This window comes from Streptomyces sp. NPDC093111, from assembly GCF_040683955.1.
In the GTDB taxonomy this organism is placed as follows: Bacteria; Actinomycetota; Actinomycetes; order Streptomycetales; family Streptomycetaceae; genus Streptomyces.
On sequence record NZ_JBFBNW010000003.1, the window covers coordinates 129569 to 153837 of the forward strand.

Sequence of the window (24269 nt, forward strand, 5' to 3'; positions counted from 1 at the left end):
GGACGCGTCACGGAGGCCCGGTTCACCGCTCGGTGGGCCGGGCCTCCGGCGTTTCCGGGGCCGGTACGGGCTCCAGGAAGGGGCCGAGGAGGTCCGGTACGGCCTCGGCGGCGAAGTTCAGGCCCTGGCTCTCGCCCGCGTCGAGGACGGCGTACGCGCCCTCCCCCGCGGCCGTCGTGGCGCTCAGGGTGAGCACGCCCGCCCGCCGCTGGAACCAGGACTGCTTGACGGTCCAGCCGATCACGCCGGCCCGTTGGAGGGCGACGGTGGAGCGGCGCACGCTGCCCGAACGGGTGACGAGGTAGGCGCCGCTGACGCCGTGTCCGAGGTTGCGGTAGGCGTCGAGGGCGAGGACGAGCCCGAGCGGGGTCAGGAGGACGGCGAGCACGGCCGCCACGTAGCCGAGGACCGGCGAGGCGAGCCAGGCGCCGAGGACGGCGAGCACGGCCGCGGGGCCGAGCCCGGTCCACAGCGCCCAGCGGATCCGCCGGCGCAGGGCCGCCCGCGGGTGCCGGGCGAGCGGGGCGCCGGTGGGCGGCTCGGTCTCGCGCAGCACCTGGGCGGCGACCCGGTCGGCGACGGCGCGGGGCACCGGCGGCAGCAGGTTCTTGAGGTCGGCGTGCTTGTCGTCGTCGTTCTGGGCGAGCCCGGTGGCGACGGCGTCGACGCGGGCGCCGCGGAAGAGGCGTACGCCGAGCGGTTCGACCAGCTCGACCCCGCGCAGCCTGCGCTCCTCCAGCGAGATCGAGCGGGCCGTGAACAGGCCGCGGCGGACCCGCAGGGTGCCGCCCGGCTCGCGCTCCAGCCGGTAGCGGAACCACATCTCGACCCACAGACCGAGGGCGCCGATCAGTCCCGCGGCGACGGCGAGCAGGACGAGGTCGGCGATCATCCAGGTCAGCGAGACGTCCTCGAAGCGGTCCCCTATCCAGTGGATGACCTCGCCCTGCGCGCCGAACCAGTCGCTGACCTGCATGACCGCGCCGGCCGCCGCCGTGGCCAGCAGCGGCGTGACGAAGGAGACCGGGGCGTAGCGGATCCACCGCGGGTCCACGCTCGCGAGGACGCCGTCGTACGCGGGGTCCTCGGGGCCCTTGAGACGGGAGAGCAGGGTGTGGCGGAGCAGCTCGCCCTCGGCGCGGGACACCAGGTCGAGTTCGAGGGTGGACTCGCCGGCGGTGTGCTCCCCGGTGCCGATCCCGACCTTGACCAGGCCGAGGACGCGTTGCAGCGGGTTGGCGGTGAGGTCGACGCTGCGGATGCGCTCCCGGGCCAGGGAGCGCCGCTTGACCACGACGAGACCGGTGTGCAGCTCGACCAGTTCGGGGCCCACGCGGTAACGGGTGCGGCGCAGCCGGACCCAGTCGGCGGCCGTGCCGCCGCCGATCAGCAGAAGAGCCCCGGCGAGCACCCAGCCGGCCGCCTGCCACGCGGGCCGGGAACCGGACGACAGGCTGAGGAACGCGGGCAGGGCCGCGCCGCCGGCGACCCCGCACAGGACGGCGGCGCCGGCGAGGAGGGAACGCGGGTGGAGGCGCTGCCACTCCCGTACCGGGTCCGCGGCCTGCGCCGGTTCCGTGGCCACGCCCGAGCCCGTGCCCGTGTCGAGGTCGGTGCCCGTGTCCTCGGTCATGTGGCGTCCCCGGGGGTGCCCCGGGTGATCGCGGTAAGCCGCTCGGCGAGCTCGGCGGCGAGCTCGTGGTCGAGGCCCTCGATGCGCAGTGCCCCCTTGGAGGAGGCCGTGGTGACCGTGACCGTGGCGAGCCGGAAGCTCTGCTCCAGCGGGCCCCGTACGGTGTCGACGGTCTGGATGCGGGACATGGGGGCGATCCGCCACTCCTGCCAAAGGGCGCCGGTCCGTACGTACACGGCGTCCTCGGTGACCTCCCAGCGGTGCACCCGGAACCACCAGGAGGGGAGGAAGGCGGTGCAGACGAGCCCAAGGACCGCCACGATCGCGGCCGCGGTCAGCAGCCAGGTCCTGGCCGGGGTGATGAGCCACCCCAGCACGGCCAGGACGGCCACCGGCACGGCCGTGCTCACGAGAAGCTGGACCCGCCACCAGGGGACGGCCCGGCCGTCCACGGCGTTCCTCGGCGGGCGCAGCCGCACCGCTTCCTCCCCCGTGGTCATGGTCAGGCCCGGCCGCGCAGCGAGCGGTACGCGGCGACGAGTCCGGCGGTGGAGCTGTCCAGGCGGTCGCCGCCCTCGCCGCCCGTCAGCACCGGCTCGATCTTCTTGGCGAGGACCTTGCCGAGCTCGACGCCCCACTGGTCGAAGGAGTCGATGTTCCAGACGGCGCCCTGGACGAAGACCTTGTGCTCGTACAGGGCGACGAGCTGGCCCAGCACGGACGGGGTGAGGGCGTCGGCCAGGATCGTGGTGGTCGGGTGGTTGCCCTGGAAGGTCTTGTGCGGGACGAGCTCCTCGGGGACGCCCTCCGCCCGTACCTCCTCCGGCGTCTTGCCGAAGGCCAGCGCCTGGGTCTGCGCGAAGAAGTTCGCCATCAGCAGGTCGTGCTGGGCCACCAGGCCCGGCAGCAGGTCGCCGACGGGGCGGGCGAAGCCGATGAAGTCGGCCGGGATGACCTTGGTGCCCTGGTGGATCAACTGGTAGTAGGCGTGCTGCCCGTTGGTGCCCGGGGTGCCCCAGACGACCGGGCCCGTCTGCCAGTCGACCGGCTGCCCGTCACGGGTCACGGACTTGCCGTTGGACTCCATGTCGAGCTGCTGGAGGTACGCGGTGAACTTCGACAGGTAGTGCGAGTACGGCAGCACCGCGTGCGCCTGGGCGTCGTGGAACGCGCCGTACCAGACGCCGAGGAGACCGAGCAGGAGCGGGACGTTCTCCTCCGGGGCGGCGGTACGGAAGTGCTCGTCGACGAGGTGGAAGCCGTCGAGCATCTCCCGGAAGGCGTCCGGGCCGATGGCGATCATCAGGGACAGGCCGATGGCGGAGTCGTAGGAGTACCGGCCGCCGACCCAGTCCCAGAACTCGAACATGTTCGTCGTGTCGATGCCGAACTCCTCGACCTTCTCGGCGTTGGTCGACAGCGCCACGAAGTGCTTCGCGACGGCCTCCTGACCGGCCCGCAGACCGGTGAGGAGCCAGTCGCGGGCGGAGGTCGCGTTGGTGATCGTCTCGATGGTGGTGAAGGTCTTCGAGGCGACGATGAACAGGGTCTCCGCCGGGTCGAGGTCCCGGACGGCCTCGTGCAGGTCGGCGCCGTCCACGTTGGAGACGAAACGGAACGTCAGGTCGCGCCGGGTGAAGGAGCGCAGCACCTCGTAGGCCATGGCCGGGCCCAGGTCCGAGCCGCCGATGCCGATGTTCACCACGTTCTTGATCGGCTTGCCGGTGTGACCGGTCCACTCGCCGGCGCGGACCCGGTCGGCGAAGGCGGCCATCTTGTCGAGGACGGCGTGCACCTCGGGGACGACGTCCACGCCGTCCACCTCGATCACGGCACCGCGCGGGGCACGCAGGGCGGTGTGCAGGACCGCGCGGTGCTCGGTGTTGTTGATCTTCTCGCCGCGGAACATGGCGTCGCGCAGCTCGGCCACGCCGGTGGCGGCGGCCAGGTCGCGCAGCAGCGCCAGGGTCTCCTCGGTGACCAGGTTCTTGGAATAGTCCAGATACAGGTCGCCCACGCGCAGCGTGTAACCGGTGCCGCGCGCGGGGTCGGCGGCGAACAGCTCGCGCAGGTGCGTCCCGCCGAGCTGCTCGCGGTGCTTGCCGAGGGCCGCCCACTCGGGCAGCTGGTTGAGCCTGGTACGGCCGTCGTTACTCATCTCGGACATCGCCCATTTCTTCGTCTTACTGCGTGTGTACCCCGCTGCCCCACCAACCTAATTGATCCGGTGTGCGAAACGCGTTCAGTGACCGCCGCGGTGCAGCCGTCCCGCGTAGCGGGCTTCAAGGAGCGCGTTGCGCTCGTGGCCGCCGGGCAGATTGGCCGAGACGTAGACCGGCGGCTCGTGCCCCTCGGCGAGCAGGAGCGCGACGGCGTCGGCGACGACCATCTGGACGAGCAGGGAGGAGGTGAGCGTGGAGATCCCGCACAGCGCGGCGCCGTCGGGCAGCGGGAGGACGGCGTCACCGGCCGGGGCGCAGTTGTCGAGCACCGCGTCGGCGAGGTCGGCTAGCCGCCGGCCGCCGGCGTGCAGCGCGGGCACGGCGTGGGTGTGCTCCAGCGAGGTCAGGGCGACGAGGGGGTGACCGGCGGTCGTCACCTTGAGGGCCATGTCCACGATCGAGTTGTTCACACCGGAGTTCGAGATGATCACGAACAGGTCCTGCGGGCGGGGCGTCGCGAGCGCGTACAGCCGGTCGGCCAGCCCCGGCTCCCGTTCGAGCAGCGGGTCCCGCAGCACCGCCGGGTCCTCGCCGCCCCGCAGCACCAGATCCGCCAGCGCGATCCGGCTCGTCGGCACCAGTCCCCCGGCCCGGCCCGCCACCTCCAGCGCGGCGGCCTGCGAGTGCCCGGTCCCGAACGCGTGGATCACCCCGTCGGCGGCCACGCAGTCGGCGAAGAGCCGGGCGGCGGCGGGGACGGACTCCTTGTTGGCGGCTACGGCCCGGTCCAGCGCGTCGCGGGCCAGGGCGGCGAAGTGGGCGGAGGTGGGGGTGGTGGTCGGTTCGGGCATGGGGGCTCGCTCCTGTGGTTGGGGGAACCGGGTGCGTTGAGTTTTGTCGGTTCAATGAACCAGGGTGGGTGGGTGTGGTCAAGAGTGCGGGTTCCACCCGTGGGGTGACGGGGGTCGGAACCTCCGCGGGGGTGGGGGTGTCCGGACTGCGACCTTCACTTCGCTTCGCTCGTTACGGGCGCCGCCACGTCCGGACACCCCCACCCCCGCTCCGGATCCGACCCCCTCCCCGCCGTCGTCGGGCCCACCTCGACCGGTCCCCGCGCGTCTTTCCGGCCTTCGTTCCGGCGCCCTCTGCCTGGCCTCGGCTTCCCACGCCTGTGCGCCGCCTTCAGGCCAGCAGTCCCGCCAACGCGACCGCCCCTCCTAGCCCGTCGCGCACCGGGTCCGGGACCAGGCCCAGGGCCGAGACCCTCGCCGTCAGGCGCGGGAGCAGGGGGCCGCCGGGGGCCAGGAGACCGCCGGTCACCACCAGGGGCTCGCCGGGTCTCGGATCCAACGCGGCCACGGTCGAGGTCAGTTCGTCCGCCGCGGCGTCCAGCAGTCCGGACGCCACCCCGTCGCCGCCGTCCGCCGTCTCCACCACCAGCGGGCTCAACGCGGCCAGTCGCACCGGCTCCGCCCCGTACGCGTAGCGCACCACGTGTTCCTTGCTCAGACCCCCGCACAGCGCCTCCACCCGCCTGGTGAGCGCGGTCGACGGTCCCCGCCCGTCCAGTGCCCTCAGCACCGCGCGCAGCGCCTCGCGGCCCAGCCAGAAGCCGCTGCCGGCGTCGCCCAGCAGCCAGCCGTCGCCGTCGGCGGCACGGATCGCGCGGCGGTCGGCCACCCGGGCCGCCGCCGCGCCCGTGCCCGCGATGAGCACGAGCCCGTCGGCGGGCGTGCCCGCGCCGCCGGCGAAGGCGACGTCCGCGTCGCCCCGCACCTCGACCCGGGCGGCCCGGACGCCCGCGCGGGCCAGCGCCTCCGTGAGCGCCGCGTGCGCCCGCTCCCGGCCCCCGCCGGGCCCGCCGCCCGCGAAGCCGCCCACCACGGCGGCCACGGTTCCGCCGCCCGGCGGCAGGGCCCCGCGCAGGGCCGCGCCCAGGTGGCGTACCAGCGCGTCGGGGGCCACGCTCAGCGCGTTGCCGGGGCCGCCGGCGCCCTCGCCCAGCACCCGGCCGGTCGCCGCGTCGGCGAGCCGTGCCCTGGTCCGCGTACCGCCCGCGTCGACGCCGACGACCCACTGAATCCCGGATTCGTTCATCAGCCCGCATGGTGGTTGATAGATTCATCGGAACACAAGACCCACGAAGGCCGGCCCCTCATGATCACCGCGCTGATCCGCTCCGAACTCCCCCGGATGTCCGGCTCCTTGCGCAAGGTCGGCGACTGGGTCCTCGCCGATCCGGCCCGGGTCTCCGGGCTCTCCGCCGCCGAGCTGGGCCGCCGTACGGGGACCTCGCAGGCCACCGTGACCCGGTTCTGTCACGCCCTCGGGCTCGACTCGTACCAGCGGCTGCTGCTCGAACTCGCGCGCGAGCAGGGGCAGGAGAGCGAGGCGGCCGAACGGACGCCGCTCGGGCCGGAGATCGGGCCCGACGAGCCGCTGGAGCAGGTCGTCGCCGCCGTCGCCCGCGCCGACCTCCAGGCCCTGCGCGCCACCGCCGAGCAGCTCGACCTCGGCGCCCTGGAGCGGGCCGCCCGGGCCCTCGCCCAGGCCCGCCGGATCGACGTCTACGGGGTGGGCGCCTCCGGGGTGCTCGCCCTGGAGACCCAGGCCCGGCTCTTCGGCATCGGCTGCGAGGCGCGCGCCTGGACCGAGGTGCACGCGGCGGAGACCTCGGCGGCCCTCCTGACGCCCGCCGACGCGGTCGTCACCCTGTCCCATTCGGGCGCCACCCGCGAGGTCCTCGGGCCGCTGCGGCTGGCCGCCGAGCGGGGCGCCGCGACCGTCGCGGTCACCGGCGACCCGCGCTCCCCGGTGGCCCGCGCGGCCGGCGTGCACCTGACCTCGACGGCGGCCGGCACCGGCTTCCGGCACGGCGGCTTCGGCACCCGCCACTCGGTGCTGCTGCTCCTGGACTGCCTGTACGCGCGCGTCGCGCAGCTGACCTACTCGCGGGCCACCGCCGCCCTGGCCCTCACCTCGCACATCGCGGACGCCCATCGCGGCTGAGGAACGCCGAACGGGCCCCGCCCGCGAACTCGGTTCGCGGGCGGGGCCCGTTCGGTCACATCATCACACCGTGCTCAGATCTCGCCGCGCAGCTTGGCAAGCGCCTCGGCGAGGATGGCCTCGCCGTCCGCGTCGCTGCGCCGCTCCCGTACGTACGCGAGGTGCGTCTTGTAGGGCTCGGTGCGCGGCGGGTCCGGCGGGTTCTCCTGGTCCTGACCTGCCGGGAAGCCGCAACGCGGGCAGTCCCAGGTCTCCGGGACCTGTGCGTCACTGGCGAAGCTGGGCTGGGTCTCGTGCCCGTTCGAGCACCAGAAGGAGATGCGGAGACGGGGTGCGGACTCGCCCCGCTCAGCCTCTCCCATCGGCCCCGCTCCGACCCGGCTTCCCCGGATCGCGTTGCCACTTGCCACGGTCGTAACTCCCTGCGTGATGGTGCTCGAAGATGCCCCAGTCTACGTAAGGCCCAACGCGCGTCCAGTGATTGGAGTTACCCGTCCATCTTCATCAGCAGGCCGAGCACGACAATGCAGGCGAACCACAGCAGACCGAGCACAACGGTGATCCGGTCCAGGTTGCGCTCGGCGACCGAGGAACCACCGACGGACGACTGCATGCCACCGCCGAACATGTCGGAGAGGCCGCCACCCTTCCCCTTGTGCATCAGCACGAGCAGCATCAGCAGCGCGCTGAAGACGATCAGGGCGATCGAGAACCCCATAACCACGGCTGGACCAACTTCCTCGGACTTATACGGACGGGGGCCGGGCGCCTGCCCGACCCCCGCAAGGGTACGACGTATCTCCGCTACCGCATACTCACTGGTCGCGGAAGCGCACGATCTTGACGAACTCGTCGGCGTCCAGCGAGGCACCGCCCACCAGGGCGCCGTCGATGTCGGCCTTCGCCATGATCTCGGCGACGTTCCCGCCCTTGACGGACCCGCCGTACTGGATGCGGATCTTGTCGGCCACGTCCTGCGAGTACAGCTCGGCCAGCTTGCCGCGGATCGCCGCGCAGACCTCCTGCGCGTCGTCGGCGCCGCAGACCTTGCCGGTGCCGATGGCCCACACGGGCTCGTACGCGATCACGATGGTCTCGGCCTGCTCGGCCGGGAGGCCCTTCAGGCCGCCCTCGACCTGGGCCAGGGTGTGCGCGACGGCGTTGCCGGCCTCGCGGACGTCCAGCTCCTCGCCGACACAGAGGATCGGGGTGATCCCGTGCTGGAAGGCGGCCTTCACCTTGGCGTTGCACAGCTCGTCGGACTCGCCGTGGTACTGGCGGCGCTCCGAGTGGCCGACGGCCACGAAGGCGCACTTCAGCTTGGACAGCATGAGGCCGGAGATCTCGCCGGTGTAGGCGCCGGACTCGTGCGCCGAGATGTCCTGGGCGCCGTACTGGATCTTCAGCTTGTCGCCGTCGACCAGGGTCTGCACGGAGCGCAGGTCGGTGAAGGGCGCGAGGACCGCGACCTCGACGGCGTCGAAGTCCTTGTCGGTGAGCGCGAAGGCCAGCTTCTGGACGTGCGCGATGGCCTCAAGGTGGTTGAGGTTCATCTTCCAGTTGCCCGCCATCAGCGGGGTGCGGGTGTTGCTCATGAAGAGGTCAGTCCTCCAGTGCGTCGAGGCCGGGAAGCGTCTTGCCCTCGAGGTATTCGAGGGAGGCGCCGCCGCCGGTCGAGATGTGGCCGAAGGCATTCTCGTCGAAGCCCAGGATCCGGACGGCCGCGGCGGAGTCGCCGCCGCCGACCACGGTGAAGGCCGGGGAGTCGACGAGCGCCTGGGCGACGGCCTTGGTGCCGTTGGCGTAGTCGGGGTGCTCGAAGACGCCCATCGGGCCGTTCCAGAAGACGGTGCCCGCGTCGGCCAGCTTCGAGGCGTACAGCTCGCGGGTCTTCGGGCCGATGTCCAGGCCCTCCTGGTCCGCCGGGATGGCGTCGGCGGCGACGAGCTCGGGGTTCGCCGGGGCCTTGGTCTTCAGGTCCGGGAAGTCGGCCGAGACCAGCACGTCGACGGGGAGGACGAACTCCACGCCGCGGGCCTCGGCGCGCTTCAGGTAGTCCAGGACCGCCGGGATCTGGTCCTCCTGGAGCAGCGAGATGCCGACCTCGTGGCCCTGGGCCTTGAGGAAGGTGTACGCCATGCCGCCGCCGATGAGGATGCGGTCGGCCTTCTCCAGGAGGTGGTCGATCACGCCCAGCTTGTCGGAGACCTTGGCGCCGCCGAGGGCGACCACGTACGGGCGCTTGACGTCCTCGGTGAGCTTCTTGAGGACGCCGACCTCGTTGGCGATGAGGTAGCCGGCGGCGTGCGGCAGGCGGGCCGGGAGGTCGAAGACCGAGGCGTGCTTGCGGTGCACCGCGCCGAAGCCGTCACCGACGTACAGGTCGGCGAGCTCGGCCAGCCGGTCCGCGAAGGCGCCGCGCTCGGCGTCGTCCTTGGAGGTCTCGCCGGCGTTGAAGCGCAGGTTCTCGACGACGGCGACCTGGCCGTCGGTCAGGGCCGCGACGGTCGCCTTGGCCGAGTCGCCGACGGTGTCGGTCGCGAAGGCCACGTCGGCGCCGAGGAGCTCGCCGAGCCGCGTGGCGGCCGGGGCGAGCGAGAACGCCGGGTCCGGGGCGCCCTTGGGGCGGCCCAGGTGCGAGGCGACGACCACGCGGGCGCCCGCGTCGGCCAGCGCCTTGACGGTGGGGACGACGGCGCGGATGCGCCCGTCGTCCGTGATGGTGGTGCCGTCGAGCGGCACGTTGAGGTCGGCGCGGACGAACACCCGCTTGCCGGAGACGCCTTCGGCGAGAAGCTCGTCGATCGTCTTCATCTGTTCACTGACTCCCTTGGTACGCGGTGGAGCACACGAGACAGGGCTCGTACAGCGCGTCTTCGCGCTGCCGAGCCCTGCTCACATCGAAGTACCCGCCCTAGAGTTTAGAGCTGGCCGCCGACGAAGACGGTGAGGTCGACGAGACGGTTGGAGTAGCCCCACTCGTTGTCGTACCAACCGAGGATCTTCACCGTGCTGCCCTCCTGGACCATGGTCAGGGAGGCGTCGAAGGTGCAGGACGCCGGGTCGCTGACGATGTCCGAGGAGACGATCGGGTCCTCGGTGTAGAACAGGATGCCCTTCAGGGAGCCGTCCTCGGACGCCTTCTTGAAGGCCGCGTTGACCTCGTCCTTCGTGACCTCACGGTCGAGGGTCACGACGAGGTCGGTGGCGGAGCCGGTCGGGACCGGGACGCGCATCGCGATGCCGTCCAGCTTGCCCTTGAGCTGCGGGAGGACCAGGGCGGTGGCCTTGGCGGCACCCGTCGTGGTCGGGATGATGTTCTCGGCCGCGGCGCGGGCGCGACGCAGGTCCTTGTGCGGGAAGTCCAGGATGCGCTGGTCGTTGGTGTACGCGTGGACCGTGGTCATCAGGCCCTTGACGATGCCGAAGTTCTCGTCGAGAACCTTGGCCATCGGCGCCACACAGTTGGTGGTGCAGGAGGCGTTCGAGATGACGTGGTGGTTGGCCGCGTCGTACTTGTCCTGGTTGACGCCCATGACGATGGTGATGTCCTCGTCGCTGGCCGGAGCCGAGATGAGGACCTTCTTGGCGCCACCGGCGATGTGCTTCTCGGCGTCGGCCTTCTTGGTGAAGATGCCGGTCGACTCGATGACGATGTCGACGCCCAGCTCACCCCAGGGGATGTCGGCCGGGTTGCGCTCGGAGAGCACCTTGATGGTGTGGCCGTCGACGGTGATGGTGTCGGCGGTGTGGGTCACCTCGGCCTTGAGGCGGCCCAGGATGGTGTCGTACTTCAACAGGTGGGCCGTGGTCGCGGTGTCACCCAGGTCGTTGACAGCCACGATCTCGATATCGGCACCCTGCTCAAGGAGCGCGCGGAAGTAGTTGCGACCGATACGGCCAAAGCCGTTGATGCCTACGCGGATCGTCACGAACCGATCTCCTCGTTAGGTACGCCGGGTTTCGACGCCCGGCGAGCTTCTCTTTTGGGATGTCCCCGACCGCTTACGACCCTACCTCTCCGAGCGGCCGAGAGTGACATCCAGTGCGGCCGTACGAGCCCTGAAAGTGCCGGAAAAAGGCCGACAGCCCTTACCTCCCAAGAGGTAAGGGCCTTCGAGGGACCTTCGCCCCCACTACGGAGAGTGACGAAAACGCGTGCTCGACTGAGCGGCCGGATCAGCGTCGGAGCGAATTAAGGGCCTTTCCGAGCAGAGCCGCCCGATCCGCCGCATTCGGGACGTGCTCCAGACCGAAGCCGAAGAGCACGGTGTCACGGGTGGTGACCGATGCCTGGGAGTGGAAGAGCGCCTCGGAACGGGTCCAGTCGGATCCGTTCCCCGGACTGCCGGCCGGCGCGCCCGGTACGGACCAGTTTCCGGTCCCGGTCTCGAATCCCTCGGTCTCGGTGACCGCCCCGGCGCTGAGCCGGACGTCGTCCACGAAGGCGCCCATCTCGCCGGTTCCCGGGTCGGAGACGTACGAGATCGCCAGCTCGACCTGCTTGCCCGCGTAGGCGCTCAGGTCGACCTTCGCCTGCCGCCAGCCGTTGGAGGGGCCGGTGAAGGCGTTCCAGGCGCCGGTGGTGCCGGAGGCGGCGCAGCCGTCCTGGCCGACGGTGAGGTAGTGGCCGAGGAAGGGGTGCCCGCGGACGTAGTAGCCCTCGCCGCAGTCGGCGGGCGGTTCGGTGGAGGTGCCGCCGTTGACGTCGGGCAGGGTGGTCCAGTCGTCCTGGCCGACGGTGTGGGCCTCGACGATCAGGTTGTCGTAGCCCGGCTCGGTGTCGTAGCTGACCTGGAAGCTCAGGTTCGGCTGCGAGGCGGCGGCGACGCCGGTGAGGTCCACGGTCCTGGCGAGCCGCGCCCAGGTGTTGTCCGAGTGGCGCAGGGCCTCGAAACGGCTGCCCTCGTAGGGCTCGAAGGGGGTGCGGACGCCGGGGTAGTCGCCCGCGGAGGCGCTGCTCGCGAACTGCGGGAACAGCTCGGGCTTCAGGGTGTCGGAGGTGACGGTGTAGGCGCCCGCGTTGTCGAGCGGGTTGCCGGCCACGGCGCCCAGGGGCGCTCCGGCGCCGCCGAGGCGGCCGGATCCGGCGAAGGAGGCCGGGCCGTTCAGTCCGGCCCTGCGGTAGGCGCCGAGGTAGTACTGGGCGAAGTCGTTGGACTCGGCGCGGCCGATGGTGACCAGGCCGCCGGACTTCTCGCCCGCGTTGACCAGCTTGCCGCCCTCGTTGAGGTAGGCGCGGACGGCGAGCAGGGTGGTTCCGGAGGGCTGCTCGGCGCCGGTGTACCAGACGACGGTACGGAAGTGGCTCAGGACGCCGAGGGCGTGCGGGGTGCCCTGGGTGGCGACGTCCCAGACGGCGGCGCCGCGCCGGTTGGCGGCGAGGGCCTTCACGTAGGCGTCGGTGTTCTTCGCGGCGGCGGTGCCGCCCTCCTCGGCGAGGACGAGGACGTCGCCGCGGGGGCGTTCGGCCACGGTGTACGTGAACGGGGTGGACGCGGTGGTCTTGCCCTCGCGGGTGCGGGCCGTGTACCAGACCTCGACCTTGTCGCCGGGCTTGGTGCCCTCGACCTCGGCGCGGTACTGGTCGAAGTAGAGGTTGTCCTCACCCCCGAAGGTCTCGCCGCCCTTCCAGGGCTCCAGGCCCTCGCGCTCGGTGCGGCCGCCGTTGATCCGGTAGTTCAGGGTCTTGGCGCGCAGCGACTTGCGGGCGGTGACGGCGACCTCCTGCTCCTGGCCGCGGGCGGCGTAGGAGGTGGCGAAGGCGTCCGGGGTGAAGTCGGGGGCCTCGATGCCCACCGGGGAGACGGGCCGGTCCGGGTGGGCGGCAGTCTCGGCGACGGCGAGCGCGAAGGGGATGTTCTTGGCGAACTCGGCCTGGATCAGCTTCTCGTCGTCGGGGAAGGTGAAGACGGAGGCGCAGTCCGCCGGGTCCCAGGCGTCGTTCGGGTCGACGCGGGAGGCGGTGGCGCAGGTGGACATCTCCGGGGTGAACATCTGCATCCCGTTGACGTTGGCGGCGTGTCCGTCGGCCTCGCCGTTGGTGATGTAGAGCTCCGAGGAGACCTGCGGGCGGTAGCCGGGGACCGCGGACTTCTGCGGGGTGCCGGCGAGCGCCTTGAGGGCCACGTCGTCGGGGGTGTCGGTGGCGACCTGCCAGCCCACGCCGTAGAGGAGCAGCTGGGCGGCGGAGTGGTAGTTGATGCCGTACTGGAAGCCGATGCGCTTCTCGAAGCGGTCGAGGGCGCGGGTCTCGGGCTCCGAGTTCGGTCCGGCGCCGCGGAAGGTCTCGTCGGCGCGGTCGGGCGAGGAGCCCTCGTCGTCGTAGCCCCACTTGTAGGCGAAGTTGCGGTTGAGGTCGACGCCGTCGCCGGATTCGATGCGCCCGTCGCCGTCGTTGTCGCGCAGGTTCTTGCGCCACTGGCGGTTGTCCGGGTCGGCGTGGGTGTAGTCGTAGCCGTCCGGGTTGGCGGAGAGCACGAACCACAGCTCGGTGGTGTCGACCAGCCTGGTGAGGCGGCTGTCCTTGCCGTACCCGTCGAGGTAGTAGTGCATCAGCCGCCGAGTCATCTCGGGGGTGATCCACTCGCGGGCGTGCTGGTTGGACATGTAGAGCGTGGCGGGCCGCGAGCCGTCCCTGCTCTTCGCGGCGCCCTTGCTGATCTTGAGGGCGAGGATGTCCTGGCCCTTGACCGTCTTGCCGAGGGAGACGACCTTGGTGAGCCCGGGGTGGGACCGGGCGGTGTCCATGATCTCCTGCTTGAGGCCGCCGGGTCCGCCGTACGGGCGGAAGACGCCGTCCCCGGCGCCGGCGACGCGCTTCTCCGCCTGGGCGGAGAGGGTGTGCTCGGCGATCTCGACACCTTCGCTCCGGAGCTTCCCCGCCTGTGCGTCGGTGAGGTACAGCTCGACGGTGGCGGAGCCCTTGGCGGGCACCTGTTCCGTCAGCTCGCGGGCGTCGGTGCCGGCGTCGAGGAGGAGCGGCAGCTGCTCCTTGCTGACCTTGGCACGCCAGACGGAGAGCCCGTCGCCCTGGGTCGAGCCGTCGGTGTTCGGCTGTGCTCCGGCGACGGGTGCCGCCACCAGTCCCGCGATCAGCAGTGAACCGGCGGCGAGCACCGCTCTCGCTCTGCGTCTCATAAGCCCCCCTTGCTGTTGTCTGCCACGAAAGTGAACAGACGTCAGGCTCGTGGTGACTCACGGGCTTCGTCAAGGGTGCGGACGGCGTGCCGAAAAGGAAGCTGCCGATGCCTCAGAAAGGCACCGGCAGCGGGGAGTTGAACGGAATCGCCCGTTCTGGTGACGGGTCAGCCGACGAGGCTGTCGTCCAGCTCCTCCGTCAGGTTGGACTCGGTCCCCGGGATGCCCAGGTCCTGCGCCCGCTTGTCGGCCATGGCGAGCAGCCGGCGGATCCGGCCGGCCACCGCGTCCTTGGTCAGCGGCGGGTCGGCGAGCGCGCCCAGCTCCTCCAGGGAGGCCTGCTTGTGCTCCATCCGCAGCCGGCCGGCGGCGGCGAGGTGCTCGGGCACCTCGTCGGCGAGGATCTCCAGGGCCCGCTGCACCCGGGCGCCCGCGGCGACCGCCGCGCGGGCCGAGCGGCGCAGGTTGGCGTCGTCGAAGTTGGCCAGCCGGTTGGCGGTGGCGCGGACCTCGCGGCGCATCCGCCGCTCCTCCCAGGCCAGCACCGACTCGTGCGCGCCGAGCCGGGTGAGCAGGGCGCCGATGGCGTCGCCGTCACGGACGACCACCCGGTCCACGCCGCGCACCTCGCGGGCCTTCGCCGCGATGGAGAGCCTGCGGGCCGCGCCGACCAGGGCCAGCGCCGCCTCGGGGCCGGGGCAGGTCACCTCCAGGGAGGAGGAGCGGCCCGGCTCGGTCAGCGAGCCGTGCGCCAGGAAGGCGCCGCGCCAGGCCGCCTCGGCGTCACAGGTGGCACCCGACACGACCTGCGGGGGGAGGCCCCGGATGGGGCGGCCGCGGCCGTCCACCAGGCCGGTCTGGCGGGCCAGCTGGTCGCCGCCCGCCACCACGCGCACCACGAACCGCGAGCCCCGGCGCAGTCCGCCGGGCGCCATCACGATCAGCTCCGAGCTGTGCCCGAAGATCTCCAGGATGTCCCGCTTGAGGCGCCGGGCGGCCATCGCCGTGTCCAGCTCCGCCTCGATCACGATCCGGCCGCTCACCAGGTGCAGCCCGCCCGCGAACCGCAGGATCGACGAGACCTCGGCCTTCCTGCAGCAGGTCCGGGTGACGGGGAGCCGGGAGATCTCGTCCTTCACCGCTGCCGTCATCGCCATGGGCCGATCCTTCCATGCATCCGAAAAATACGGTCGTACGCGGCGGCCAACAGCTCCGGGTCGTGCTTCGGAGAACCGTCGGGCCTGGCCACCGGCGCCAGCTCGACCGCGGCGCCGAGCCGCTTGGCGGCATCGGCGAGGGACTCGCGGTCGGGCACGGCGGCCTCGTCGGCCAGCACCACGTCCAGGGCGAGTTTAGGGGCGTGTCGTGCCAAAACCTCCAAATGACGCTGCGGGGAGAAGCCCTCTGTTTCTCCGGGCTGCGGCGCGAGGTTCAACGAGAGCACCCGACGGGCCTTGGTCTCGACCAGGGCGTCGAGCAGCTCGGGCACCAGCAGGTGCGGGATCACCGAGGAGAACCAGGACCCCGGGCCGAGTACCACCCAGTCCGCGTCCAGGACCGCCTCGACGGCCTCGGGCACGGCCGGCGGGTCGTGCGGCACCAGGTGCACGGACTGCACCTCGCCGGGGGTGAGGGCCACGGTCGCCTGCCCGGCGACGGTGTCCACGTCGAGCGGGCGCTCCGGGTCGTGGCCCTTGACCAGGGCCTGGAGCTCCAGCGGCACGGCGGACATGGGCAGCACCCTGCCCTGGGCGCCGAGCAGCCTGCCGACCAGGTCGAGGGCCTGCACGGGGTCGCCGAGCTGCTCCCAGAGGGCGACGATCAGCAGGTTGCCGACGGCGTGGCCGTGCATCTCGCCCTTGGACTGGAAGCGGTGCTGGATCACCCGGGCCCAGGTCTGGCCCCAGTCGTCGTCGCCGCAGAGCGCGGCGAGCGCCTTGCGCAGGTCGCCGGGGGGCAGCACGCCCAGCTCCTCACGGAGCCGGCCGCTGGAGCCCCCGTCGTCGGCGACCGTGACCACGGCGGTCAGGTCGCCGGTGATGCGGCGCAGGGCGGCGAGGGAGGCGGACAGTCCCATGCCGCCGCCGAGCGCGACGACCTTGGGCTGGGCGCCGCGCCTGCGGAGCGCGCGGCGCACCGACAGCGTGGAGGCACGCCGTTTGTACGGCTTCACTCGCGCCCCATGTCCCGGTGCACGACGACGGTCTCCACGCCCTCCGAGGCGAGCCGGGCGGCCAGCTTCTCGGCGGTGGCCACGGAGCGGTGCTTGCCGCCCGTGCAGCCGACGGCGATCGTCACGTACCGCTTGCCCTCGCGGCGGTATCCGGCGGCGATCAGCTGGAGGAGCTCGGTGTAGCGGTCCAGGAACTCCTTGGCGCCGGGCTGGTTGTAGACGTAGTTCGAGACCTCCTCGTTGAGCCCGGTGAAGGGGCGCAGCTCGGGGACCCAGTGCGGGTTGGGCAGGAAGCGCATGTCGACGACGAGGTCGGCGTCGACGGGCAGGCCGTACTTGAACCCGAAGGACATCACGGTGGCCCGCAGCTCGGGCTCCTCGTCGCCGGCGAACTGGGCGTCCATCTTGGCGCGCAGCTCGTGGACGTTGAGGCTGGAGGTGTCGATCACCAGGTCGGCGTCGCCGCGCAGCTCGCGCAGCAGGTCGCGCTCGGCGGCGATGCCGTCGACGATGCGCCCGTCGCCCTGGAGGGGGTGCGGGCGGCGGACCGACTCGAAGCGCCGGACCAGGGCGTCGTCGGAGGACTCCAGGAAGACGATCCGGCGGGTGACCTGCTTGGCGTCGAGGGCGGCGAGGGAGTCGCGGAGGTTGTCGAAGAACTGCCGGCCGCGGACGTCGACGACGACCGCGATGCGGGCGACGTTCCCCTGGGAGCGGGCGCCGAGCTCCACCATGGTGGGGATCAGCGCGGGCGGCAGGTTGTCGACGACGAACCAGCCGAGGTCCTCCAGACACTTCGCCGCGGTGGACCGGCCGGCTCCGGACATGCCGGAGATGATCACCAGTTCGGGGGTGGCCGCGTCGGCGCTGGTGTCGCCCGCCGGCTCCGTGGTGCCCGTGTCCATGTCCGGTGCTCCGTCTTCGTGCTCTTGCTGCTCTTGCTGCGGTTGCTGCGCTTGCTGCGGTTGCTGCGCTTGCTGCTCTTCGTGCGGGTCGTTCTCGGCGTGCGGGTCGTTCTCGTGCTGCCGGTCGTGCGTGGTCATGCCGTCGTGCCCCCGTCGTCTTCCATGATCTCTCCTGTTGCCGTGTTCACGGCGGGCGCGGCCGGGGCCGCCTGCGCGAGGGCCACCGCCACGGCCTCGGCCGTCTTGCGGCCCATGCCGGGGACCTCGCAGATCTGCTCGATTGTCGCCTGCCGGAGGCGTTTGACCGAGCCGAAATGCTTGATGAGTGCCTGCTTGCGTGTCTCGCCCAGGCCCGGGACGGCGTCCAAGGGGCTGCTGCGGATGCGCTTGTTCCGCTTGGACCGCTGGTAGCGGATGGCGAAATCGTGAGCCGTGTCACGTACCCGCTGAAGGAGGTACAGGCCCTCGCTGGAGCGGGGCAGCACCACCGGGTCGTCGTCGCCGGGCAGCCAGACCTCCTCCAGGCGCTTGGCGAGCCCGCAGACGGCGATGTCGTCGATGCCGAGCTCGTCCAGGGCACGCCGGGCCGCCGCGACCTGCGGCTGCCCGCCGTCGACCACGACGAGCTGCGGCGGGTACGCGAAGCGCTTGGGCCGTCCGTCGTCCTCCCGGCCCTCGGCCCCCTCGTCCGCGGGGACCTCGCCGTCCACCCACTCGCCGGTCTTCTCCTTCTCGGCGAGGTAGCGCTTGAAGCGGCGGCTGATCACCTCGTGCATGGACCGGACGTCGTCCTGCCCCTCGAATCCCTTGATCTGAAAGCGGCGGTACTCCCCCTTGCGGGGCAGGCCGTCCTCGAAGACGACCATGGAGGCGACGACGTCCTCGCCCTGGAGGTGGGAGATGTCGAAGCACTCGATGCGCAGCGGCGCCGAGTCCAGGTCCAGGGCGTCGGCGATCTCCTCCAGGGCCCGGGAGCGGGTGGTGAGGTCGCTGGCCCGCTTGGTCTTGTGCAGCACGAGGGCCTGCTGCGCGTTGCGCGCGACGGTCTCCATCAGGTCCTTCTTGTCGCCGCGCTGCGGGACGCGCAGCGAGACGTTGGACCCGCGGCGGCCGGAGAGCCAGGCGGTGACCGCGTCGGCGTCGTCCGGCAGGGCGGGGACCAGCACCTCCTTGGGGACCGTGTCGCCGGTCTCCTCGCCGTACAGCTGCTGGAGGGCGTGCTCGACCAGCCCGGCGGTGTCGACGGCCTCGACCTTGTCGGTGACCCAGCCTCGCTGGCCGCGGACCCGGCCGCCGCGGACGTGGAAGATCTGGACGGCGGCCTCCAGCTCGTCCTCGGCGAGCGCGATGAGGTCGGCGTCGGTGGCGTCGGCGAGGACGACCGCGCTCTTCTCCATGGCCTTGCGCAGGGCCCCTATGTCGTCGCGCAGCCGGGCGGCCTTCTCGTACTCCATGTCCTCGGCCGCGATCGTCATCTCCTTCTCCAGCCGGCGCAGATACGTGCCGGTGCGGCCGGTCATGAAGTCGCAGAAGTCCTCGGCCAGTTCGCGGTGCTCCTCGGGGGTGACCCGGCCGACGCAGGGCGCCGAGCACTTGCCGATGTAGCCGAGCAGGCAGGGCCGCCCGGCGGAGGCCGCGTTGCGGAAGACGCCCGCCGAGCAGGTCCGCACGGGGAACACCCGCAGCATCAGGTCGACGGTCTCGCGGATCGCCCAGGCGTGTCCGTACGGCCCGAAGTAGCGCACGCCCTTCTTCTTGTGGCCGCGCATGACCTGGACCCGCGGATACTCCTCGTTCAGGGTGACCGCGAGGTACGGGTAGCTCTTGTCGTCCCGGTACTTGACGTTGAACCGGGGGTCGAACTCCTTGATCCAGGAGTACTCCAGCTGCAGCGCCTCGACCTCGGTCGACACGACGGTCCACTCCACGGAGGCGGCCGTGGTCACCATCGTCGCCGTCCGCGGGTGCAGGCTCGTGAGCGGCTGGAAGTAGTTCGCCAGGCGCTGCCGGAGGGACTTCGCCTTCCCGACGTAGATCACCCGGCGGTGCTCGTCGCGGAATTTGTAGACCCCCGGGGAGTCGGGGATCTGTCCCGGCTTGGGGCGGTAGCTGGAGGGGTCGGCCATGGTTCCCACCCTACTGGCGGGGACCGACACTCAGACCGTGCGCGCTCGTTGGCCGGACATGGCGAACGAGGATTCAGGACGGCTCGCGGGCCGGGTGTGCGTGGTCACCGGCGCGGCGAGCGGGATCGGCCGGGCGACGGCGCTGCGCTTCGCGCGCGAGGGCGCCCGGGTGGTGGCGACGGACGTGGACGCGGAGCGGCTCGGCACGCTCGGCGACGGCATGGTGACGGTGGTGGGCGACGTCTCGCGGGACGCGGACGCCCGCCGCATGATCGCCGCAGCGGTCGAGCGCTTCGGCCGGCTGGACGTCCTGGTGGCGAACGCCGGGGTGATCCCGCTGCTCGACATCACCGAGGCGAGCGCCGCGGACTTCGACCACGTGATGGCCGTGGACGGCCGGGGCATGTTCCTGACCTGCAAGTACGCGATCGAGGCGATGCTCACCACCGGCGGCGGCGCGATCGTCTGCACCTCGTCGGTCTCGGGCGTCGCCGGCCAGGCCCGGCAGGCGGTGTACGGCCCGGCGAAGTTCGTGGCGACGGGCCTGACCAAGCACCTGGCGGTGGAGTGGGCCGCCCGCGGCATCCGCGTCAACGCGGTCGCGCCCGGCACGATCGAGACCGAGCGCGTCGCCGCCGTCCGCGAGGAACCGGGCGGCCCCGCCTACCTCGACACCGTGGCCCGCGCCCACCCGATGAACCGCTTCGGCCACCCCGACGAGGTGGCCTCCGCGATCCTCTTCCTGGCCTCGGACGAGGCGTCCTTCATCACGGGCGCGGTCCTGCCGGTGGACGGGGGGTACCTGGCGCAGTGACCGAGCCGCGGGCTGCGCGGACCACCGCCCTGGCCCTGCCCTGCCCCGCCCCGCCCCGCCCGTGTGGGCAGTCGTTCCGCAGGGCGGGACGGGTGGGCACACGGGACGGCGCCCTGGCGGGCGCCTCCGCTCCTAGTCGCCCGCACCTCCGCCCGCCACGGACCCGCGCCGCCGCCGTATCGCCGCGGCTCCCACCAGCCCGAGCACCAGCACGGCCCCGACCCCGGCCGCGGTGGACGCGGCACTGACGGCGGACCCACCGGCGGTCTCCGGGACATCGGCGGCGACGGCGTCGAACCCACCCGCCGCCCCCTTCTTCGCGTACGCGGACCCCGCCAACTTGTCCCCGTACGCCTTCACGACCCGCTCCCGGTACACCGCGAGCGACACCCCGTTCCTCCCCACCGCCCGGACCGCGTCCTCGTCCAGCGGCAGCACCTTCGCCCCCTTCTGGACGTACCAGGCGTCGATCTGCGGCTCGCGGAAGACGATCCCGCCGGGCAGCGCGCGCAGCCCCTGCCGGGTGTAGCGGAGCTCGTCGTCGCCGGTGGCGATGTTGACCACCCGCCAGCCGCCGGCCCCGCGTACGGTCCACAGCGAGGCGGTCCGCCCGTCCGCGGCGACCGCCTTGCTCGCGTGGAACTCCACGCGGGCCACGGGCGCCCCGGGCTTCCCGGCGACGAAGTCCGGCGAGAGGATCCGCACCGGCACCGACGCGCCCTCGATCCGGGGTGTGGCCGCGGACCGCGCGAGAGCGGCGCCGTCCTTGGCGTCCCGGCTGAAGAAGCGGGCGAGCGTGTCGAGCGTCTGCGGCGCGGCGACCGCCTGCTCGGGGGTGGGCGCGGTCGGCGGGACCGGCGCCGGGGCCGCGTCGGCCGGGGCGGCGCCGAGGACGACCAGGGCGGTGGCGGCCAGCAGGCCCGCGCCCAGGGCTCGTGTGCGTACGGTCATCGTCGTCACGCCCCGATCCGGTAGAGCGAATGGGTCCAGGAGAAGGAGCTGTTGTTGACGTACCAGTCGTGCGAGGCCCAGTTGTAGCGGTCGCTGGAGGGCCACGGGTCGCCCCAGTAGACCCAGCTGTTGGCGTCGTCGTAGCCGTAGATCACGTGCATGTGGCCGCCGCCGCTGGACCACTGGATCCGCGTCTCGATCGGCCGGTTCGCGTTGATCTCGGTCTGCACGGTCGAGTAGCGCAGCCAGCCGTCCACGTACGAGCCGGGGTTGATGCCCGCCCAGCTGAGGCCGGTCTGGACGTTGCCGAGGGTGGCCTGCGAGTTGGGGCAGTCGTAGCCCTGCTGGCGGTTGAAGGCGGCGTTGCAGAACTGGTTCTGGCTGTAGGTGCGGCCGAACCAGGTGGCGATGGTGTTGCCGGCACCGGCCCAGCACCAGTTGGTCTTCTGCTGGGCCTGCATGGTGATGTTGAGGCGCTTGGTCGCGTACGCCGACACCGTGTCGTTCTGCGTCCCGGAGCCGGCCGGCGCGGCGGACGCCGGGGTGGCGGGCAGGACGAAGAGTGCGGCGGCCGCGGCGAGTGCCGCGAAGGAGAGCTTTCTCTTGCGCATCGCGTTCCTCCCGAAGTGGGGATGTGGGGAGTTGGAGGAGAGGAGCGCGTCCGGACGCTGGTCAGGAGCATCCGGCGTTGTCCGGAACGGGTCAACACGCTTCAATGCGGGAGGACGGCGAGCTGTGAACGGTGTGACCCGGCTGTGAACGACGGCCCCCGGTCCACCAGCCCGCCCGCCCCGGGAGGTGCCGTACTCGGTCCGCCCTGACGTGAACGTTCACTGAGGAGTCCTCGTGGGTCACACCGAGGCAGATCTGGCGCAGTTGCTGCACACCGGTCCCTTCCACCTGGCGCTGCGCACGGCGCTCGCGGTGCGCGGGCTGCCGCTCCAGCGGGTCCAGCACCATCTGGCGCACCGGGGCATCAAGGTCGGGGTGACCTCCCTGAGCTACTGGCAGCAGGGCGCCCGCCGTCCGCAGCGGCCCGAGTCGATGAAGGCGGTACGGGCCCTGGAGGAGGTGCTCCAGCTGCCGGGGAACTCGCTGATCCGGCTGCTGGCCGAGGACACCGCCGCCCGCGCCGACGTGGAGCGCCCGGCGACCCGCTCGTACCGCTCCCTGGTGGAGGCGTCCGGGGTGGTGGAGGACCTGCTCGCCGAGCTGGAGAGCCCGGCGGACGGCGGGCTGCACACGGTCGGGCACCACGAACGGGTGAGGATCGGGGCGGGGCGCGAGCTGCTCGGACGGGACTCGCAGCAGGTGGTCCGGGCGCACCGGGACGGCATCGACCGCTATCTCGCGATCCACTGGGGCGACCCCGGCTGCGATCCGGGCCGGGTGGAGGTGCGGGCGGCGGAGAACTGCCGCACGGGGCGGGTGCGGCGGCACGCGGAGACGGGGGTGCTCGTCGCGGAGCTGCTCTTCGACACGCGGCTGCGGGCCGGGGACACGTACTTCTTCTCGTACGGCTTCGAGGACGGCACCGGCGGTCCGAGCCGGGAGTACGTGCGGGGCTTCAGCTTCGCCGGCGGGCAGTACGTGCTGCAGGTGCGCTTCGACGAGGCGGCGCTGCCGGTGCGGTGCCGGCGGTTCGCGCAGGCGTCGACGGGCGCGCCGCGCGGCGGCCGGGCCGAGCTGACGGTGAGCGGCCGGCACCGCGCGGTGCACCTGGTGGAGCAGGGGGTGCGCCCGGGGATCCTGGGGATCGACTGGGACTGGGCGTAGGGGCAGGAGTGCCGCGGGCCCGGCCTGCGCGGGCCCGGGCCTTGGCCTCGGCCCTCAGCTCCGGGCCTTGCGCCTCGGGCCTCACGCTCCGGGCCTGACGCTCCGGGCCTGACGCTCCGGGCCCTTACGCCTCGGGGCCCGCGACCAGCTTGCCGTTCTCGACGCGGACGGGGACCTCGGGGAGCGGCACGGTCGCCGGGCCCTGGAGGGCCTTGCCGGTGGTCACGTCGAAGCGGCTGCCGTGGCAGGGGCAGTTGCCCTCGTTGTCCTCGATCTTGTCGAGGACGCAGCCGGCGTGGGTGCACTGGGCGCTGAACGCCTTGTACTGGCCCTTGGCCGGGCAGTGCACCAGGAGGCGCTGCTCGCGGTAGAGCTTGGCGCCGCCGACGGGGACCTCGTCGGGCGCGCCGAGGGCGACCGGGGCGGTCGGGGTCGGGGTCTGGGCGTGGCCCAGCTTGGAGTCCGTGGAGCAGGCGGAGACACCCAGGCCGGCGGCCCCGGCGAGGGCGGCGCCTTTCAGCACGGTGCGGCGGGTGGACTGGCCGGACATGAGCGCTCCACGGGTTCACGGGGAAATCGGGGACAAGCCACCCGAAGCGGGTGACCCGAACGACGATACCGGCGCGCTCGCGGGGGCCTGCGGCGGGGCTGTCGTGACGGGTGGGGCATGGGTTACCTTCCGGTACGTGATCGTCGTCGCGGGTGAGTCCCTGATCGACCTGGTGCCGGACGGGGCCGCCGGCCCCCTGTCCCCGCTGCTGCCGCGGCCGGGCGGCGGGCCCTACAACACGGCGGTGGCCCTCGGGCGGATCGGCGCGGAGGCCGCCTTCTGCTCCCGGGTCTCGACCGACGCGTTCGGCGAGGCGCTGGTCGGCGGGCTGCGGGCGGCGGGCGTGGCGACCGGGCTGGTCCAGCGCGGGCCCGAGCCGACCAGCCTGGCGGTGGCCTCGGTGGGGCCGGACGGTTCGGCGCGCTACGGCTTCTACGTGGAGGGCACGGCGGACCGGCTCTTCGCGCTGCCGGAGCGGCTGCCGGAGGGGGTGCGGGCGGTGGCCTTCGGGACCTGCTCGCTGGCCCTGGAGCCGGGCGCGAGCGCGTACGAGGCGCTGTTGCGGCGCTCGTACCGGGACGGCGCCTTCACGCTGCTCGACCCGAACGTGCGGCCCGGTCTGATCCCGGACGCGGCGGCCTACCGGGAGCGCTTCGCGGGCTGGCTGCCGTACGTGTCGCTGCTGAAGCTCTCGGAGGAGGACGCGGCCTGGCTGGGCGGCTCCCCGGCCGGGTGGCTGGAGCGGGGCCCGTCGGCGGTGGTCCTCACCCGGGGCGCCGGAGGGCTGAGCGTCTTCACCCGGGCGTACGAGGTGTCGGTGCCGGCGGTCCGGGTGCGGGTGGTGGACACGATCGGCGCGGGCGACACGGTGAACGCGGCGCTGCTGCACGGGCTCGCCGGCCGTGATCCGGCCGGCCTGTCCCGGGAGGAGTGGCGGGAGCTGCTGTCGTTCGCGGCGAGGGCGGCGGCGGTGACCTGCACGAGGGCGGGCGCGGAGCCGCCGTACGGGCACGAGCTGGGCGACGGCTGA

General features: G+C 72.4%; 22 protein-coding genes. 4 read left to right on the top strand and 18 right to left on the bottom strand.

Annotated elements, in window-relative coordinates:
- Positions 1 to 22: 22 nt before the first annotated feature.
- From AB0Q96_RS05425 to AB0Q96_RS05445, 5 genes are all read right to left on the bottom strand, one after another.
- Positions 23 to 1633 (bottom strand): PH domain-containing protein, encoded by a 1611-nt coding sequence (locus AB0Q96_RS05425; protein ID WP_365321915.1) that lies wholly within the window; start codon positions 1631 to 1633, stop codon positions 23 to 25.
- Positions 1630 to 2133 carry a PH domain-containing protein gene (locus AB0Q96_RS05430; protein WP_365321917.1) on the bottom strand — a complete coding sequence of 168 codons (504 nt, stop codon included), beginning with the start codon at positions 2131 to 2133 and terminating at the stop codon, positions 1630 to 1632. Before AB0Q96_RS05430 ends, AB0Q96_RS05425 begins: the two co-directional genes overlap by 4 nt.
- A gap of 2 nt (positions 2134 to 2135) precedes the next feature.
- The gene (pgi, locus tag AB0Q96_RS05435) at positions 2136 to 3791 is read right to left on the bottom strand and encodes a glucose-6-phosphate isomerase (RefSeq protein ID WP_365322476.1); all 1656 of its coding nucleotides are present in this window, start codon (positions 3789 to 3791) and stop codon (positions 2136 to 2138) included.
- Positions 3792 to 3875: 84 nt separating this feature from the next.
- On the bottom strand, positions 3876 to 4646 hold the full coding sequence (locus tag AB0Q96_RS05440; RefSeq protein WP_365321919.1) for an SIS domain-containing protein: 771 nt from the start codon (positions 4644 to 4646) through the stop codon (positions 3876 to 3878).
- A gap of 331 nt (positions 4647 to 4977) precedes the next feature.
- The gene (locus AB0Q96_RS05445) at positions 4978 to 5892 is read right to left on the bottom strand and encodes a BadF/BadG/BcrA/BcrD ATPase family protein (RefSeq protein WP_365321921.1); all 915 of its coding nucleotides are present in this window, start codon (positions 5890 to 5892) and stop codon (positions 4978 to 4980) included.
- 60 nt (positions 5893 to 5952) lie between these two features.
- Here AB0Q96_RS05445 and AB0Q96_RS05450 point away from each other — a divergent pair, with 60 nt between their 5' ends.
- On the top strand, positions 5953 to 6804 hold the full coding sequence (locus AB0Q96_RS05450; RefSeq protein ID WP_365321923.1) for a MurR/RpiR family transcriptional regulator: 852 nt from the start codon (positions 5953 to 5955) through the stop codon (positions 6802 to 6804).
- A 74-nt stretch (positions 6805 to 6878) separates the two neighbouring features.
- On the opposite strand, the gene AB0Q96_RS05455 is transcribed toward AB0Q96_RS05450, so the two are convergent.
- The 10 genes from AB0Q96_RS05455 to uvrC all read right to left on the bottom strand — a co-directional run bounded on the left by AB0Q96_RS05455 (position 6879) and on the right by uvrC (position 19148).
- A complete protein-coding gene (locus AB0Q96_RS05455; RefSeq protein ID WP_365321925.1) occupies positions 6879 to 7214 on the bottom strand; it encodes an RNA polymerase-binding protein RbpA in 336 nt (111 codons plus the stop codon).
- A 77-nt stretch (positions 7215 to 7291) separates the two neighbouring features.
- Positions 7292 to 7522, bottom strand: coding sequence for a preprotein translocase subunit SecG (gene secG / locus AB0Q96_RS05460; protein WP_365322478.1), 231 nt, complete (start codon positions 7520 to 7522; stop codon positions 7292 to 7294).
- 97 nt (positions 7523 to 7619) lie between these two features.
- Positions 7620 to 8375, bottom strand: coding sequence for a triose-phosphate isomerase (gene tpiA, locus AB0Q96_RS05465; RefSeq protein WP_365322480.1), 756 nt, complete (start codon positions 8373 to 8375; stop codon positions 7620 to 7622).
- Positions 8376 to 8406: 31 nt separating this feature from the next.
- Positions 8407 to 9618 (bottom strand): phosphoglycerate kinase, encoded by a 1212-nt coding sequence (locus tag AB0Q96_RS05470; protein ID WP_365321926.1) that lies wholly within the window; start codon positions 9616 to 9618, stop codon positions 8407 to 8409.
- Between the two features lie 107 nt (positions 9619 to 9725).
- Positions 9726 to 10736, bottom strand: coding sequence for a type I glyceraldehyde-3-phosphate dehydrogenase (gene gap, locus AB0Q96_RS05475; RefSeq protein ID WP_365321928.1), 1011 nt, complete (start codon positions 10734 to 10736; stop codon positions 9726 to 9728).
- Between the two features lie 247 nt (positions 10737 to 10983).
- Complete coding sequence (locus tag AB0Q96_RS05480) at positions 10984 to 13944, bottom strand: M14 family zinc carboxypeptidase (RefSeq protein WP_365321930.1); 2961 nt, start codon at positions 13942 to 13944, stop codon at positions 10984 to 10986.
- A 167-nt stretch (positions 13945 to 14111) separates the two neighbouring features.
- Positions 14112 to 15101: a DNA-binding protein WhiA gene (gene whiA, locus AB0Q96_RS05485; RefSeq protein WP_046911893.1), complete on the bottom strand. Its 990-nt coding sequence runs from the start codon at positions 15099 to 15101 to the stop codon at positions 14112 to 14114.
- The gene (gene yvcK / locus AB0Q96_RS05490; protein ID WP_329419651.1) at positions 15092 to 16117 is read right to left on the bottom strand and encodes a uridine diphosphate-N-acetylglucosamine-binding protein YvcK; all 1026 of its coding nucleotides are present in this window, start codon (positions 16115 to 16117) and stop codon (positions 15092 to 15094) included. Before yvcK ends, whiA begins: the two co-directional genes overlap by 10 nt.
- Positions 16114 to 17022, bottom strand: coding sequence for an RNase adapter RapZ (gene rapZ / locus AB0Q96_RS05495; RefSeq protein WP_365321932.1), 909 nt, complete (start codon positions 17020 to 17022; stop codon positions 16114 to 16116). The genes yvcK and rapZ overlap by 4 nt, the downstream gene beginning before the upstream one ends.
- Positions 17023 to 17156: 134 nt before the next feature.
- Positions 17157 to 19148 carry an excinuclease ABC subunit UvrC gene (gene uvrC, locus AB0Q96_RS05500; protein ID WP_365321934.1) on the bottom strand — a complete coding sequence of 664 codons (1992 nt, stop codon included), beginning with the start codon at positions 19146 to 19148 and terminating at the stop codon, positions 17157 to 17159.
- 37 nt (positions 19149 to 19185) lie between these two features.
- Between uvrC and AB0Q96_RS05505 the strand changes: the two genes are divergently transcribed.
- Complete coding sequence (locus AB0Q96_RS05505) at positions 19186 to 19962, top strand: SDR family NAD(P)-dependent oxidoreductase (RefSeq protein ID WP_365321936.1); 777 nt, start codon at positions 19186 to 19188, stop codon at positions 19960 to 19962.
- A gap of 132 nt (positions 19963 to 20094) precedes the next feature.
- On the opposite strand, the gene AB0Q96_RS05510 is transcribed toward AB0Q96_RS05505, so the two are convergent.
- Entirely contained in the window at positions 20095 to 20913 is an 819-nt protein-coding gene (locus AB0Q96_RS05510; RefSeq protein WP_365321938.1) for a hypothetical protein, read from the bottom strand.
- Positions 20914 to 20918: 5 nt separating this feature from the next.
- Positions 20919 to 21524 carry a papain-like cysteine protease family protein gene (locus AB0Q96_RS05515; protein ID WP_365321940.1) on the bottom strand — a complete coding sequence of 202 codons (606 nt, stop codon included), beginning with the start codon at positions 21522 to 21524 and terminating at the stop codon, positions 20919 to 20921.
- A gap of 235 nt (positions 21525 to 21759) precedes the next feature.
- On the opposite strand from AB0Q96_RS05515, the gene AB0Q96_RS05520 reads away from it, so the two are divergent.
- A complete protein-coding gene (locus AB0Q96_RS05520) occupies positions 21760 to 22689 on the top strand; it encodes a hypothetical protein (protein WP_365321942.1) in 930 nt (309 codons plus the stop codon).
- A gap of 124 nt (positions 22690 to 22813) precedes the next feature.
- On the opposite strand, the gene AB0Q96_RS05525 is transcribed toward AB0Q96_RS05520, so the two are convergent.
- Positions 22814 to 23239 carry a Rieske (2Fe-2S) protein gene (locus AB0Q96_RS05525; protein ID WP_365321943.1) on the bottom strand — a complete coding sequence of 142 codons (426 nt, stop codon included), beginning with the start codon at positions 23237 to 23239 and terminating at the stop codon, positions 22814 to 22816.
- Positions 23240 to 23375: 136 nt separating this feature from the next.
- On the opposite strand from AB0Q96_RS05525, the gene AB0Q96_RS05530 reads away from it, so the two are divergent.
- Entirely contained in the window at positions 23376 to 24269 is an 894-nt protein-coding gene (locus AB0Q96_RS05530) for a carbohydrate kinase (RefSeq protein ID WP_365321945.1), read from the top strand.

What these genes read in the sequence shown, in the direction of transcription:
- AB0Q96_RS05425 (WP_365321915.1), bottom strand. Translation starts at nt 1,633, where the DNA reads ATGACCGAGGACACGGGCACCGACCTCGACACGGGCACGGGCTCGGGC.
- AB0Q96_RS05430 (WP_365321917.1), bottom strand. Translation starts at nt 2,133, where the DNA reads ATGACCACGGGGGAGGAAGCGGTGCGGCTGCGCCCGCCGAGGAACGCC.
- pgi (WP_365322476.1), bottom strand. Translation starts at nt 3,791, where the DNA reads ATGAGTAACGACGGCCGTACCAGGCTCAACCAGCTGCCCGAGTGGGCG.
- AB0Q96_RS05440 (WP_365321919.1), bottom strand. Translation starts at nt 4,646, where the DNA reads ATGCCCGAACCGACCACCACCCCCACCTCCGCCCACTTCGCCGCCCTG.
- AB0Q96_RS05445 (WP_365321921.1), bottom strand. Translation starts at nt 5,892, where the DNA reads ATGAACGAATCCGGGATTCAGTGGGTCGTCGGCGTCGACGCGGGCGGT.
- AB0Q96_RS05450 (WP_365321923.1), top strand. Translation starts at nt 5,953, where the DNA reads ATGATCACCGCGCTGATCCGCTCCGAACTCCCCCGGATGTCCGGCTCC.
- secG (WP_365322478.1), bottom strand. Translation starts at nt 7,522, where the DNA reads ATGGGGTTCTCGATCGCCCTGATCGTCTTCAGCGCGCTGCTGATGCTG.
- tpiA (WP_365322480.1), bottom strand. Translation starts at nt 8,375, where the DNA reads ATGGCGGGCAACTGGAAGATGAACCTCAACCACCTTGAGGCCATCGCG.
- AB0Q96_RS05470 (WP_365321926.1), bottom strand. Translation starts at nt 9,618, where the DNA reads ATGAAGACGATCGACGAGCTTCTCGCCGAAGGCGTCTCCGGCAAGCGG.
- AB0Q96_RS05480 (WP_365321930.1), bottom strand. Translation starts at nt 13,944, where the DNA reads ATGAGACGCAGAGCGAGAGCGGTGCTCGCCGCCGGTTCACTGCTGATC.
- whiA (WP_046911893.1), bottom strand. Translation starts at nt 15,101, where the DNA reads ATGGCGATGACGGCAGCGGTGAAGGACGAGATCTCCCGGCTCCCCGTC.
- rapZ (WP_365321932.1), bottom strand. Translation starts at nt 17,022, where the DNA reads ATGGACACGGGCACCACGGAGCCGGCGGGCGACACCAGCGCCGACGCG.
- uvrC (WP_365321934.1), bottom strand. Translation starts at nt 19,148, where the DNA reads ATGGCCGACCCCTCCAGCTACCGCCCCAAGCCGGGACAGATCCCCGAC.
- AB0Q96_RS05510 (WP_365321938.1), bottom strand. Translation starts at nt 20,913, where the DNA reads ATGACCGTACGCACACGAGCCCTGGGCGCGGGCCTGCTGGCCGCCACC.
- AB0Q96_RS05515 (WP_365321940.1), bottom strand. Translation starts at nt 21,524, where the DNA reads ATGCGCAAGAGAAAGCTCTCCTTCGCGGCACTCGCCGCGGCCGCCGCA.
- AB0Q96_RS05525 (WP_365321943.1), bottom strand. Translation starts at nt 23,239, where the DNA reads ATGTCCGGCCAGTCCACCCGCCGCACCGTGCTGAAAGGCGCCGCCCTC.